Annotated in this window: 17 protein-coding genes; 8 read left to right on the top strand and 9 right to left on the bottom strand. The window is 65.3% G+C overall.

Annotated elements, in window-relative coordinates; genetic code table 11:
• Positions 1–106: 106 nt before the first annotated feature.
• From H7F35_RS01835 to H7F35_RS01825, 3 genes are all read right to left on the bottom strand, one after another.
• Complete coding sequence (locus H7F35_RS01835; RefSeq protein WP_261803489.1) at positions 107–259, bottom strand: hypothetical protein; 153 nt, start codon at positions 257–259, stop codon at positions 107–109.
• Positions 260–456: 197 nt separating this feature from the next.
• Positions 457–1,746, bottom strand: coding sequence for a DUF418 domain-containing protein (locus H7F35_RS01830; protein ID WP_187111293.1), 1,290 nt, complete (start codon positions 1,744–1,746; stop codon positions 457–459).
• A 167-nt stretch (positions 1,747–1,913) separates the two neighbouring features.
• On the bottom strand, positions 1,914–2,990 hold the full coding sequence (locus tag H7F35_RS01825; RefSeq protein ID WP_187111292.1) for a helix-turn-helix transcriptional regulator: 1,077 nt from the start codon (positions 2,988–2,990) through the stop codon (positions 1,914–1,916).
• Between the two features lie 59 nt (positions 2,991–3,049).
• On the opposite strand from H7F35_RS01825, the gene H7F35_RS01820 reads away from it, so the two are divergent.
• From H7F35_RS01820 to H7F35_RS01810, 3 genes are read left to right on the top strand one after another with little or no spacing between them, the layout of a single operon-like run.
• The gene (locus H7F35_RS01820) at positions 3,050–4,045 is read left to right on the top strand and encodes a Bug family tripartite tricarboxylate transporter substrate binding protein (protein WP_187111291.1); all 996 of its coding nucleotides are present in this window, start codon (positions 3,050–3,052) and stop codon (positions 4,043–4,045) included.
• A 12-nt stretch (positions 4,046–4,057) separates the two neighbouring features.
• Positions 4,058–4,759 carry an aspartate/glutamate racemase family protein gene (locus H7F35_RS01815; protein ID WP_187111290.1) on the top strand — a complete coding sequence of 234 codons (702 nt, stop codon included), beginning with the start codon at positions 4,058–4,060 and terminating at the stop codon, positions 4,757–4,759.
• Between the two features lie 43 nt (positions 4,760–4,802).
• A complete protein-coding gene (locus H7F35_RS01810; protein ID WP_187111289.1) occupies positions 4,803–5,195 on the top strand; it encodes a Rid family hydrolase in 393 nt (130 codons plus the stop codon).
• 124 nt (positions 5,196–5,319) lie between these two features.
• On the opposite strand, the gene H7F35_RS01805 is transcribed toward H7F35_RS01810, so the two are convergent.
• The 4 genes from H7F35_RS01805 to H7F35_RS01790 form a co-directional block, all read right to left on the bottom strand.
• The gene (locus H7F35_RS01805; RefSeq protein WP_187111288.1) at positions 5,320–5,679 is read right to left on the bottom strand and encodes a hypothetical protein; all 360 of its coding nucleotides are present in this window, start codon (positions 5,677–5,679) and stop codon (positions 5,320–5,322) included.
• A gap of 102 nt (positions 5,680–5,781) precedes the next feature.
• Positions 5,782–6,165: a roadblock/LC7 domain-containing protein gene (locus H7F35_RS01800; RefSeq protein WP_187111287.1), complete on the bottom strand. Its 384-nt coding sequence runs from the start codon at positions 6,163–6,165 to the stop codon at positions 5,782–5,784.
• A gap of 25 nt (positions 6,166–6,190) precedes the next feature.
• On the bottom strand, positions 6,191–6,715 hold the full coding sequence (locus H7F35_RS01795; protein ID WP_187111286.1) for a GTP-binding protein: 525 nt from the start codon (positions 6,713–6,715) through the stop codon (positions 6,191–6,193).
• Positions 6,712–7,425, bottom strand: coding sequence for a hypothetical protein (locus tag H7F35_RS01790; protein WP_187111285.1), 714 nt, complete (start codon positions 7,423–7,425; stop codon positions 6,712–6,714). The genes H7F35_RS01795 and H7F35_RS01790 overlap by 4 nt, the downstream gene beginning before the upstream one ends.
• Before the next feature lie 417 nt (positions 7,426–7,842).
• On the opposite strand from H7F35_RS01790, the gene H7F35_RS01785 reads away from it, so the two are divergent.
• Entirely contained in the window at positions 7,843–8,427 is a 585-nt protein-coding gene (locus H7F35_RS01785; protein ID WP_187111284.1) for a YSC84-related protein, read from the top strand.
• 31 nt (positions 8,428–8,458) lie between these two features.
• Here H7F35_RS01785 and H7F35_RS01780 read toward each other — a convergent pair whose 3' ends face one another.
• Both H7F35_RS01780 and H7F35_RS01775 read right to left on the bottom strand, forming a co-directional pair.
• On the bottom strand, positions 8,459–9,292 hold the full coding sequence (locus H7F35_RS01780) for a plasmid replication/partition related protein (RefSeq protein WP_187111283.1): 834 nt from the start codon (positions 9,290–9,292) through the stop codon (positions 8,459–8,461).
• A 30-nt stretch (positions 9,293–9,322) separates the two neighbouring features.
• Positions 9,323–10,126 (bottom strand): 4'-phosphopantetheinyl transferase family protein, encoded by an 804-nt coding sequence (locus H7F35_RS01775; RefSeq protein WP_187111282.1) that lies wholly within the window; start codon positions 10,124–10,126, stop codon positions 9,323–9,325.
• 321 nt (positions 10,127–10,447) lie between these two features.
• On the opposite strand from H7F35_RS01775, the gene H7F35_RS01770 reads away from it, so the two are divergent.
• The 4 genes from H7F35_RS01770 (at position 10,448) to H7F35_RS01755 (ending at position 12,572) form a co-directional block, all read left to right on the top strand.
• Positions 10,448–10,981, top strand: coding sequence for a sigma-70 family RNA polymerase sigma factor (locus H7F35_RS01770; protein ID WP_187111281.1), 534 nt, complete (start codon positions 10,448–10,450; stop codon positions 10,979–10,981).
• Between the two features lie 119 nt (positions 10,982–11,100).
• Positions 11,101–11,349, top strand: a complete 249-nt coding sequence (locus tag H7F35_RS01765; protein WP_187111280.1) for a DUF4880 domain-containing protein — start codon at positions 11,101–11,103, stop codon at positions 11,347–11,349.
• A 210-nt stretch (positions 11,350–11,559) separates the two neighbouring features.
• Positions 11,560–11,820: an MbtH family protein gene (locus H7F35_RS01760; RefSeq protein WP_187111279.1), complete on the top strand. Its 261-nt coding sequence runs from the start codon at positions 11,560–11,562 to the stop codon at positions 11,818–11,820.
• Entirely contained in the window at positions 11,820–12,572 is a 753-nt protein-coding gene (locus H7F35_RS01755) for a thioesterase II family protein (RefSeq protein ID WP_187111278.1), read from the top strand. The genes H7F35_RS01760 and H7F35_RS01755 overlap by 1 nt, the downstream gene beginning before the upstream one ends.
• Position 12,573: the final 1 nt, after the last annotated feature.

Here is a 12,573-nt window from a genome sequence, read left to right as displayed (position 1 = left end):
GCCGTGGTCGCAAAGAAGAAGTAATGCATTGCGGCCCTGTGCCGCATGTGCAGAAAAAGGAAACGGCCCCTCGGGGCCGTTTTTTATGGGCGTGGCACAAGAGGCCTCAGTCGGGCTGGATGACGCCTTCATCCAGGTAGCGCTGGTACTCCGCGATGGGGATCGCCGTGGTCTGCGTGCTGCCGGCGTCACCCCAGCTCAGCACGGCGCTGTCCGGCGCAAGCTCGATCTCGATGGGTCCTTGGGGAATGAGGATCAAAGGGCCGTCTCCGGCGCGGTACTCAACATTTCCGGTGACTTTCGCGTTCGCTGGCATGGGTTCTTTCCTCAGGGTGTGGGGGCGGGCACACCAGCTTAGCGCGTCAGCACAGACTTCGGGTCATCGGGCTGCGGGAATGTGTGTAGGTCTGCTGGCCATTCGCGCTGTTGCGCGCGGGCGGTCATGCCGCCGAGCGCTCAGGTCGTGGCGGGCAGCCGCATGGATTGGGGCTTTCCGTAGACGAGGCTGCGCCACAGCCATTCAGCCGGTCCGAACCTGAAACGGGTCAGCCACCAGCAACTGAACGCGGCCTGCAACCCGAAGATGACGACGCTGCAGGCCACCACGCCCACGAGTCCGAAGCGCGGCCCGGCGCCCAGGCCAATGCCATAGAACAGGCCCAGGCCGAACAGCGTCTGCGCGAGGTAGTTGGTCAGCGCCATGCGTCCCGTCGGCGCGAGCTTGCGCAGCCAGTGCCGCCATGCGGCCCGCTGGAACAGAAGCACGAAGGCGGCCATGTAGAACAGGCCCTGCGCCAGCGGCGCCAGGTGGCGCAGCAGGCGCGTCACGACATTGCCCACATCGCTTCGCAGCCATCCGGCCGCCATGCCCGTGGTGCCGTGGTCCCGCAGGAGCAGCAGCACTGTCGCGACGACACTCACTGCGAGGCTCGCGGCCAGCAGGCGCACCCAGAAGCGCCGGTGCGCGATCGACTCCTGCAGCACGCCCGCACGGCCGATGGCCGCCCCGATCAGCAGCCGCCCGAAGACGAACAGCGGCAGCCACCACACGGCGATGCGCATGCGCATGTCGCGCGTCAGGTTGCCGTCGAGCATCGTGGACCACTGGTCGCTGCCAAAGGCGGTCAACGCGCCCGCTGCCGATTGGGCAGGACTGATCTGCGTCGGCAGGAGGCCCGGCAGCACCGGCTGCAGCAGCACCGGCATTGCGACAGCCACGAACACGCCGAGCGCGGCCAGCATGCGCGGTGACAGTCTTGTGAATGCGAGCAGCACCAGCCCGAACACCGCGTAGTAGCGCAGGATGTCGCCCCACCAGAACAACCACGCATGCACGAGGCCAATGGCCAGCAGGATCAGCATGCGCCGGACGTATCGACGCGTTCCATCCGCCGTGTCCGTCGACCGGCGCATCTGCATCGCGAAGCCGACACCGAACAGCAGGGAGAACAGCGTGATCGAACGTGCATCGACCAGCAGCTCCATGGCCATCTCGATGGCGCGGTCCCATGCAGCGGTGGGCAGGCCGCTCCGATCCGCGGGGGTAAGAAATTCGAAGAGCGAGAAGCTGCGCAGGTTGGCCATCAGCACGCCGAACAGCGCGAAGCCGCGCAGCGCATCGAGCAGCTCAAGGCGGCGAACGCCGGTTGCTGGCGATGTGAGTGCGCGGGTGGGCTCGGCGCCGGAACGGGTCAACGAGCCGCCGGCGGTCGAATAGCGCGGCAGGCGTGTGGGGTTGGGTGTCATGGGGTCGCGTGGTGAGGGTGGGCGCACGGTCGCGAATTGCCGAGCGAAACCGACCACGCCATTCCCGCGATGCTACGAATCGGCATTGCATGAGCATTGCGATTCTTGTTGTGGGCGTTGCGAGCCCTGCGAGAGCTTTGCCGAAGGCCGAGCAGAGCCTTGGTTTTTCAGGCTCCGGCGTTGACCGCCGGCGCTTGCCGCAGCCGGTACTCACGCGGTGTCACGCTGTGGTGCCGGCGGAATGCAGCGGTAAAGCGACTGTGGCAGGCCCATCCCGCCTCGGCCGCAATGGCCTGCACGCTGAGTTGCGTGTCGCGCAGCAGGCGCGCTGCCAGCGCCATCCGCTCGGCCATCAGAAGGCCGTAGACGGTCGTGCCTTCGGCCTCTCGCACATGCGCCTGCAGCCTGACGGCGCGCAGGCCGAGCCGATGTGCAAGTTCATCGACGGTCCATGTGCGCGCAGGAGCATCGCCGAGCAGCGCGCGCAGCCTGCGCACCGTGCTGGCGGCCGCGGCGCTGCCATCGCCGTTGCTCGAGCGCGCGGGACGCAGCAACTGGTTGAGGTCGAGCAATACGCAGGTCAGCAGTTCGGTGGCGCGCGCATGGAACAGCGGCACGAAAGCAGGGCGGTTGGTGGGTTCGTCGCTGATGCGCGCCAGGCAGTCGCGCACGCGCGGTGTGAGCGCCGCGTTGCACAGCACGCGGCCGTCGTCGCGGTCGACCAGTTCGCTCATCTGCCGTGCGGGCAGCCGCACGCCCAGTGCATGCAACCAGCGCGGCAGCAGTTCACGCCGCAGGCGGAACTGCACGAAATTGTTGCGGCAGGCGCCGGGAATATGAATGAGGTAGCCGCCGTCGCGGTTCGGCGTGCGCAGCAAGGCACGGTCGACGCGAAAGTCCAGCGGCCGGCCCTGCGCGCTGCCGATCTCGCCCGTGACATGGCCCGAGAGAAAGAAGGTCAGCAGCAGTTCGTCGCCCGGCGGGAGCTGCACATGCAGGTCGTCGTTGAGGCGAAAGTCGAAGTACAGCGCGCTGGCGCCTTCCCACGGCGCAGTGCGCAGCCGCAGGATGCGGCCGCCGTCGCGAGGCCAGCGCACCTCGCGGCTGGCGCCGTCGTGCAGGGCCGGCAGCGCAAGCGGGCGATCGGCGGGCAGTCGGATCAGTGCGGCATTGAAGTCGTCTTCGCGCAGCGCGGCGACGAACGGGGAGGGCTGGATCGGCACAGTCAGCGGTTGGATCGGCATAGAAAACCCTGCCCTGCGGCGTTAGCGTTGCAACACTTTGGTTTGAACGGAGTTTATGGATGAATGCTCGACGTGTCTGTCGGTTTCTGGGGCTGCTGGTGGCCTTGTTCGCAGGGCTCGTTCCGGTGCTTTCCGGTGCGCAGGGCACCTCTTCGGCATGGCCCACGCGGCCGATCCGCCTGGTGGTGCCCTTCGTGGCGGGCGGCGGTGCCGACGTGGCGGCGCGGCTGATTGCCGCCAAGCTGCAGACGCAACTGGGCCAGCAGGTGGTGGTCGACAACAAGCCGGGCGGCAACACGCTGATCGGCGCGCAAGAAGTCATGAAGGCACAGCCCGACGGCTACACGCTGCTGTGGTCCATCGACCAGACCTTCGTGCTCAACCCCTCGCTCTACAACCGGCTGCCGTACGACCCGAGGAAAGACTTCACGCCGGTGGCACTGGCGATCACTTCACCCACGGCCGTCATTGCGCGCGCCCATCCGGGCAGCGTGGGCGATGTGCATGAACTGGTGAAGCGCGCCAAGGCCGACCCCGGGAAGATCAACATCGGCGCGGCTGCGATCCTGTCGCAGATGGCGCTGGAGGAGTTCAACCGCAGTGCCGGCATCGAGACCACGCGCGTGCCCTACAAGGGCAGCGCCGAGGTGGCGCAGGCCACCATCGCGGGCGACATCGACGCCGCCTTCGACGGCATGGCGCCCTATGTGCAGTTCGTGAAGGCAGGGCGCGCGAAGATTCTTGCCGTGACTTCGGCCCGTCGCTTCTCGGGCCTGCCCGATGTGCCCACGCTCGACGAACTGGGCTACAAGGGCGTCGATTTCTCGGTGTGGTTCGGCGTCGTCGGGCCGGCGGGTCTGCCGCCGGAGATAGCCAAGCGCGTGGGCGAAGGCGTCGACCGGGCCATTCGCGAGCCCGATGTGGTCGAAAAACTTCTGGTCTTCGGTTTCGAGCCGGCCGGGCAGACCAGCGCAGTCGCACTCAAGGCTCGCATCGACAGCGACCTGACCCGCTACGGCCCGGTGATCCGCAGGCTCGGTTTCAAGCTCGACTGAAGGAGACGCCGCATGAAAGTCGCGGGCCTGATCGGAGGCGTCGCGTGGCCATCCACGCTCAGCTACTACCGTTTGTTGAACGAACACATCCAGCGCGAACTTGGCGGCCTGCATTCGGCCCGCTGCGTGATCGTGAGCCTGGACTTCGCTGGCATCCATGCCGCCATGGCAGCGGGGCGCCCCGACGATGCACGCGCGCAGATGGAAACCGCCGCACGGCAGGCGCGCGCCGCGGGCGCGGAGCTCATCGCGATTCTTGCGAACACCGGCCACTTCGCCGCCGATGCGGTGCGGGCCGCAGCGGGTGTGCCGCTGGTGCACGTGGCGCGCGAAACCGGCGATGCCGTGGCCGCCCTGCATCCGTCGATGCGCCGCCTCGGCCTGCTGGCGACGAGCTTTGCGCTCGACGCGCCGTTCTTCGGCCAGATGCTGAGGGAGGGCGCGGGCTTCGAGCTGGTGCTGCCCGATGCGGCACAGCGGCGCGCGCTCGATGCGGCGATCTTCGGGTCGCTGGCACGGGGCGAAGTCGACCGCGCCGATGCCGCCGTGGTCTCGGCGCTGTGCAACGCGCTCGTGGCACGGGGCGCCGAAGGCATCGTGCTGGGCTGTACCGAACTGAGCGCCATGTGGCCCTGGATTGCGTGCTCCGCACCCATCTTCGATTCCACCGACATCCACGCCCGCGCCATCGCGCGCGAGATGACCCGGTCCTGAGCCGGAATTTCCATTCACAGAGAAAGAAAGAGAGACCACTCCCATGCAGATCGCCGATTTTCCGTTGCCCTTTGTCAATGCGCCCTACAGCCGCGCGATGTTCGACGACGAATGGATCTTCGTCTCGGGCACCATCGGCATGGACTACGACACGCAGAAGCTCGCGGTCAGCGCCGAAGACCAGACCCGCCTGATGGTGCGCAACATCGCCAAGTACCTGCAGGCCTGCGGCGGACAGCTGGAGCAGATCGTCAACTACACGCTGATCGTCGCGGGGACCGAGCATCTGGGCGCGGTGGTGACGACGCTGTCCGAGGTGCTGCCCTGCAAGCCGACCGGCACGGCCATGCTGGCCGGCATCGCCGTGCCCGAAGCGTGGGTGGAAATGCAGGTGATTGCGCGCAAGAGCCAACCGGTGAGTGGCGGGCGGTCATGACGCCGTCCAAGATGGCCGTGGACTGAAGAACTTCTGCAAGCGGGCACCTTGCCGGGTTCCTGCCATCGGCCTTCGCTTGCGCAGCCGTCCCGGAACGGTCCGGTCGGCTGCGGCTGTCGATCTCTCAGAGCGTCAGGCCCTGCTCCACGTCCAGTGTCTTGCGGCGGGCCAGGGCAAGGTTCGACTTGCTCTTTTCAAGCACGAGGTACACGAACAGGCCTTCCTTCTTCTGCATCGGACGAATGATGTGGTACTGCTTGCCGAGCGTGATGAGGATGTCTTCGATGACATCGTTCAAGCCGAGGTCGCGCATGGTCTTGAGCTTGGCGCGAACCACTTCGGTGTTGCCGGCTGCCGCCACTTCGAGATCCACGCCCGAGCCGATCTGGCCCAGGATCATGCCGCTGCTCGAATCGACCAGCGCCGCGCACAGGGCGCCGTCGCAAGTCATCAGGTCGTCCATGGATTGCTTGATATTTGCCATCGAGATGTTTCCTAGTCCCTCGCCCCTGAAAGTCGGCAACCACCCGGGCGAAGAGATGGGCGGCAGCCGGAGTCGAAACGGTGTGTCGAGTGCGCGGCGCGCTCAGGCGTTCTGCAGCGACAGCGTCGCCTGCTTCGCGAAGTAAAGGACCTGGCCGATGATCGCGTCGCGGCCCGCGACCACGCTCACGATCAGCGTGACCTCGGGATGGCGGGCCTGCAGCATCAGGATGTGGCCGTGGGTGGCCTCGATGGTCACGTTGTCGCAGTCACCCAGATGGCTCTCTTCGCCCGCGACGGCACCCAGTGCCGCCAGCGAACTGGCGATGGCGGACAGGCGCGCCACCTGCGCGGTGTTCTCCACGCGAGCGGCCAGTTCGAGGCCGTCTTCCGTTGAAATGACCACGGCCTTCACGCCCTTGATCTCACGCATCAGCGTGTCGATGGCGGATTCGGCGGCGAGCTTGATTTTTGGAGTTATGTTCATGGCTGCTTTGGAATGAGGGGAGAGTTCAGGTTTCGAGTTGGAGCAGCAGCAGCTCCAGCAACTGGACGACTTGTGGCGGGTCGGTGACGTTGGCCGGCAGCACCGGGCACAGCACGCCCTTGATCTCCAGGTGCCGGGCGTAGGCATCGATGCCCGGTTTCGGATGCGCTTCCATGCGGCCCACCGCCACCACGCAGGAGGTCTGTGCAATCAGGTCGGCAAAGCCGTCGAGGTAGATGTCGAGATCGGCCAGCGGGTCCGGCCGGCTGTTGTCGATCAGGATCACCACGCCGAGCGCGCCGCGACCCAGGATGCGCCACATGAAGTCGAAGCGCATCTGGCCGGGCGTGCCGTACAGGCGCAGCTTCTCGCCGTTGTCGAGCGTGAGTTCGCCGTAGTCGAGTCCGACGGTGGTGGTGGCCTTGGCGACGGAAGCGTCGTTGTTGCGCACGTCGGTGCTGACCGGTGGTATCTCGCTCACGGCCGCGATGGCGGTGGTCTTGCCGGCGCCCATGGTGCCGGTGAAGAGGATCTTGTGTTCGACTGTCATTTGTGCCCTGTCGGCAAAAGGCCGAGGCGGCTGCGGATACGGGCCAGCAGGCCGGGTTGCACCGGGTCGCGTGGCAAGGCTGCGGGGCGGCTTTCGACGGGTAGCGCTTCAGGTGCCGGGGCGGAGGCCGGGCCCTGGCGGGTGCTTTCGAGCAGGTCGGCACGCAGCAGGTCGAGCAGGAAGTCCAGGCAGTCCTGCTGCGCGAATCCTGAACGCTGCTGCAGCAGAAGAAGGCTGGTCGGCCGGCCGGTCATCAACGTGGCAAGCCGGATGCGAAGGGGCGCCTCGAGCATGGCAGCGGGCGGCCAGCGCAGCAGCCGAAACTCGTCGTCTTGCGCGATGTGCCCGGCCGACGATGCCAGGCCCAGTCCGCGGGCATGGACGACCATGGCGCCCAGGCTGTTGAGCGTGTGCTCCAGCACGTCGGCATGGAGCGGCAACGCAAGGAAATGGCCGCCGCGCTGCGGATCGACATGGCCGACGGCCAATACCGGCACCGCCTTGGCCGGGATTTCTTCTGTCGCCAGTGGCTCGCCGACGACCCGCAGATCGGCCGATTCGGCCTTCCACGCCCAGTGTTGATGGGTCCGGTGGTCGAGCAATCGCACCAGGGACCTGAACAGCAGTTCTTCCCGGGGCGGCAACCCCTCGACGCTGAAGCTCAGCAAGGCGCGTTGGCCTTTGGTCGCGGGATTGGCTGCTGTGGTCATGACCGGCGCGTGCAGCGAATGGGGGCAGAGCGGTGCAGGCGGGCGAAAGATTCGCCTGGAACCAAAAGCACCAATTTGGGGCGAGTAGGCCGGTTTGATTGCAACTTAAGGCTCTCTATGGGGAATTTCGAAGATGAAACGCGCATGGCGTGGGTCGAAATGAGAGCTAAAGTTTTATCAATATGTGTGACGTCGAAAATATAACACTTGTTGCAAATAAAAACACTAGATTACGGATGGAAGGTTTTGCTCGATTTCCAATGCGCATCGGGTGCGCGTTCGCCGACGGCGTGACTTCACGTAGGCCGACTCCCCAAGTCGGATTTGCCACGGTTTCCCGGAATTAGCATGGGTCGCAGCTGCCGCAGATGGCAGTGATTTCTTCGTCGATCCATGTTCTTTGCAAAGGATTTCGTCATGAACACCATGAACCTCCGCACGCTTGCGCTCTCGTCCGCCGTTGTGATCGGCAGCATTGCTTTTGTCGGCTGCACCACCACGCGGCCGCAGGATCAGGCGAGCAGCACGTCTTCGCGCACATCCATCGACGCGCAGGTCGACGCGTCTTTGTCCAAGCTGTATGACTCGGTGCGCGGATCGCGCGAGCTGGTCGCCAAGTCGAGCGGCGTGCTGGTGTTTCCCGCCGTCGTCGGGGCTAGCATGGGTGTGGGCGCCGAATATGGTCGCGGCGCGTTGCGCGTGAACGGCCGCACGCAGTCGTACTACAGCACCACCGCAGGCTCGATCGGCTTCCAGGCCGGCGCGCAATCGAAGGCGGTGATCTACCTGTTCACCACGCAGGCGGCGCTGGACAAGTTCCGCAACAGCAAGGGCTGGACGGCCGGCGCGGATGCGACAGTGGCTGTCGCGACCATCGGTGCCAATGGCAATGTCGACACCAACACGATCCGCCAACCGGTGGTGGGCTTCGTGATGACCAACGTGGGTCTGGAAGCCGGCGTCTCGCTGTCGGGCGCGAAGATCAGCGAGATCCAGCTCTAAGCAGCCTGCCGGCGCAGGCAGAGTGAGGCCTTTACTGGCCGAGTTGTGCCCGCAGCTCGGCCACTTGCCTGCGCAGGTCTTCGTTTTCGGCCGTGAGTTCGGCCACGCGCTGCTCCAGCAACTGGGTGGCGTCGGGCTTGGCCTGCGATTCGTCCGCTTCCGCTTCGGGCGACTCTTCGCGCGGCTTCTTCTTCGATTCACGCACGCGCTTGGCGGCCTGCTTGAGTTCGTCCTTGCCTGCGTTCGCGGCGAAGACTTGTTCTTCGGCCGGCAGGGTTGCGACGGCTGCAGCGGTGTTGATGGAGATGACGCCCGACTTCACGGCCGCCACCAGTTCAGGCGCCGCCTGCTTCTGAATCTTTTCGATCATGCCGACTTGGCTGCTGCTCAGCCGCGCGGCCTTGGCGATGGCTTCACGGCTGTTCATGGGCGCCTGAGGGGGCATCGCCGGGGCGTCGGCGGATGCTTCGCCTGTTGGCGTGTCGACATCGAACGGCGCATCGGAAGAGGAGGGTTGCTCGGCCGATGATGCGCGGGCGCGCTGCTCGTCGACGATGTCCTTTTTTCTCAGCGCCAGAACGCCGCGCAGGAAGTCCGAGATGCTGCGCCGGCCCAGGTGCTGGTCGATCATCCAGAGGTGCACGTCATCGATGCTCTTGAAGCGCGTGTTCTGTACCGTCTGAAAGGGCAGGTCGTGTTTCTGGCAGATGCCGTAGCGGTTGTGGCCGTCTACCAGCACGTCGCCCCACAGCACCAGTGCGTCGCGGCAGCCTTCTGTGAGGATGCTCCGTTCGAGTGCTTCGTGTTCCTCCGGAGTCAGTGGATCGATATAGGCTTTGAGTTCTTCGTTGACGACGATGTTCATGGGGAGGGGATCGGGGAGAGGGGCAGGATTTTAGATGGGCGCGCTTTCGCGGGTCGCGCGAACCTCCAATGGCCTCTCCCATTGCAGCGGTGCGACCTCACGGCACACGATGCGTGTGGTGGTCGATTTTTCCGGCGCAGCGCACAGGGCCACCAAGTGCTCGGGGGTCGGCTGGAATTGCCAGAAATGCCAGCGTTGCGCCGCGTCATCGCTCGAATCTGCGAGCGCGAATTCGATGGTGCAGTCGTTCTCGTCCAGCGCGAAGCTGAAGCTGTCGAGCGGGATCTGCAAGCCCATGCCGCGTGCCTTGATGTAGCTCTCTTTCAATGTCCACAGCTCGAAGAAGCGTTCGGACTGGAGAGCGGGTGGCAGTGCGCCCAATGCTTTTGCTTCGACGGGCGAGAAGAAGTGATCGGCAACATCGAGCGCCGCCTTGCGTCCGACGTTTTCGGCATCGACGCCCAGGTCGATATGTCGCGCGAGCGCCAGCACGATGAGGCCGTCGGCGTGGCTCAGGTTGAAGTCCAGGCCGTGGCCTTCTTCGACGATGGGCGTCTCGACGCGAGGACGTCCGAAAGGGCCGAGGGCGAAACGCCAGGCTTGTGCGTGCACCGGCGCATAGCGCGACAGCACCGAGCGCACCAATGCTCGCGTCAGCAGGTAGCGATAACGGTCGCTCGCGAAGTGGAAACGGTCTTGCTTCGACAGCTCGTCGGGCGTCAACAACGCGCGACAGGCCTCGTTCAACGCAGGGCTGCCGGACTTGCCGTGAAAGCAGAACCAGAGGTGAATGTCGCCCGCGGGCAAGGGAAGCAGAGAGGCGGCGCTTGGCATGAAGGGGCTGCAGCGCATTGGCCGCGATCGCAAATTTTGTGGATGATGACACGGTGCGAAGTGGACTATCATCGCGATCCCCCGCATATGCGATGCCGGGCTCCGCGTTTCCAGCGGATCTCCGGGCCACGTGATTCGCGTTGCCGAATGCTCCCGGGGGCCTCACAACACTTGTTTAAAAGTTGATCCCAAAGGGTCATCAAGATGACTCGAAATCCGCATATATATAGAAATGATTCTTATTTAGATTTGTGCATCGAAAGTAGTACGTCGGACTTGCGGCCCGTTTCGGCTCGCTCACAGGAGGAAGAGGTGTTGAACATGCCAGTGCATTCGTCCGAGCCTTCGCTCGGGGAGGTATTCATCGCCAACCGGCCCCAGCTCTGGCGCGTGGCCCGGAAGATCGTCAACACGGCGGACCTGGCCGACGATGTCGTGCAAGACGCCTACCTGAAGATCGTCGATGGCCCCTGCGTCCGGCATGCCGACCGTCCCATCGGCTATTGCTGCCAGGTGGTGCGCAACATGGCGCTGGACTACTGTCGCCGTCACCGCGTCGAAGCCAGCTATCGCACCTTCGACGTGGACGTGGAACTGCTCGACGTGCCGGGCGCCGCCACGCCTGACCGCATGATGTGCGAGCGCCAGGTCATTACCGCAATCGACAAGGTCCTCTGCGGGCTCGCCCCGAGAACGCGGCTGGTGTTCGAGCTCTACCGCCTCGAAGGCCTGACACAGCGCGAAATCGCCGCGCGTCTGGGTTGCGCGCTGGGCCTCGTGAACGGCCTGATCGCCGAGGCCGCGACGGCCATCAAGTCCTGCGGCCATCTGCTGCTCGAAAGCGACGGGCGTTAGAGGCCAGCCATCGGGCGCGGAAGGGGACAGGCCCGTTTCCCGCGAGAATGCGCGAACGCGTGCATTGGCAGGGAGCGTTCCAGACCCGGCCTGCACGGACAACGCGAGCGGCTTCAAGAATGACTCAGGAAAAAGACGATCCCATCTGGAACACCGCATGGGATTGGGTGCAGCGCGAACACGATCGCGAGCGCTTCGACGATGCGGCACGCACCGAAATGACGGCCTGGCTCCTCGCCGAGCCTTCGCATCGCCGCGCCTACGACAAGGCCGCGCAGCTCTGGCTGCTCGCGGGCTTCGTGCCGCCGGCCAATGACTTCGGTGATGGCGACGAATCGCCCGACGCCGCGCCTCAGGCCAACAACTAACGCCAGACGCCATGCGAACGCGCGCCGCGCCGCGCGTTCCTGCTCCTGCCTCGCCGTCAAAGCCCGGCGAATGCGATCGTGCCCGCGGGCGCATCGTGAAATGAACAGATTGGCCCGCGAAGCGTCCTGTTGGCAGGGGCGCCGCGATTCGATGCGGTCCACGACCGGCCACCGGGCGCTCCTTCTGTTCAATCACACAAGGATGCACCGATGTCGACCAGTTGCTTTGACCGCGAAGACGAGACCTTCATCGTTCTGGTCAATCGCGAAGACCAGCACTCGATCTGGCCCCACTGGAAGGCCGTTCCCGCCGGATGGGCGGCCGTCGAGGGGGTCAAGGGCGACAAGAAAACCGTCCTCGCCTACGTCGAAGGCCACTGGACCGACATGCGGCCCAGGTCGCTGCGCGACTGGATGCAGCAGCAAGAGCTGCAGGCAGGCGCACCAGTCGCGGGGAACGTGGCCGGCTGATGACCTCACGGGCGCCTCTCACACTGTTGTGCCTGCCGTGCGCCGGCGCGAGCGCCACGATGTACCTGCGTTGGCGCCGTTTCCTGCCGGCCTGGGTCCATCTCGTGCCGGTGGAGTTGCCGGGGCGCGGCGCCCGCATGGGCGAAGCCTTCGTCGAAGACTTCGATGCTTTGGTCACCCGTCTGTGCGCCGAGCAGGCCACTGCGATGCACGGCAACTTCGCAATCTTCGGGCACAGCATGGGCGCGCTGCTGGTGTATGGGGTTGCCCGCAAGCTCCAGGCATTGCAACGGCCTTTGCCGCGCGCGCTGCTGGTGTCTGGCTGCGCTGCACCTTCGCGGCGCAATCCTGAGCGTTTCGACGGCAAGGAAGACGACGCCTCCCTGATTGCCGAGCTGCGCAAGCAGGGCGGCACGCCCGAGGAGGTATTCGCCAACGCAGAGCTCATGCGCATCACGCTGGATGTGATGTGTGCCGACTATCGCGTCTGCCGCAGCTACGACCACGGCGATGTGGCGAACCAGCCTCAGCTGCCGCTGCCCGTGCATGCCTTCGCTGGGCGCGAGGACGACATCGACGCGCAAGAGATGGCCGCTTGGTCGGAAGAGTCCGGCGGCTTCTTCACCCTGGACTGGTTCGAGGGTGGTCATTTTTTCATCCGGCAGCACGAGGCCACGTTTCTCGCGGCGCTGGCACGGCGGCTGGGCCAGGTCGTCTCGGGAGTCGGCCTTGCGCCCCGTGCCTTCGCCTGAG

Source organism: Variovorax sp. PAMC26660, from assembly GCF_014302995.1.
Classification (GTDB): domain Bacteria; phylum Pseudomonadota; class Gammaproteobacteria; order Burkholderiales; family Burkholderiaceae_C; genus Variovorax.
Note: the sequence above shows the minus strand (reverse complement) of the source record. Positions and strands in the feature narration are given on the sequence as shown.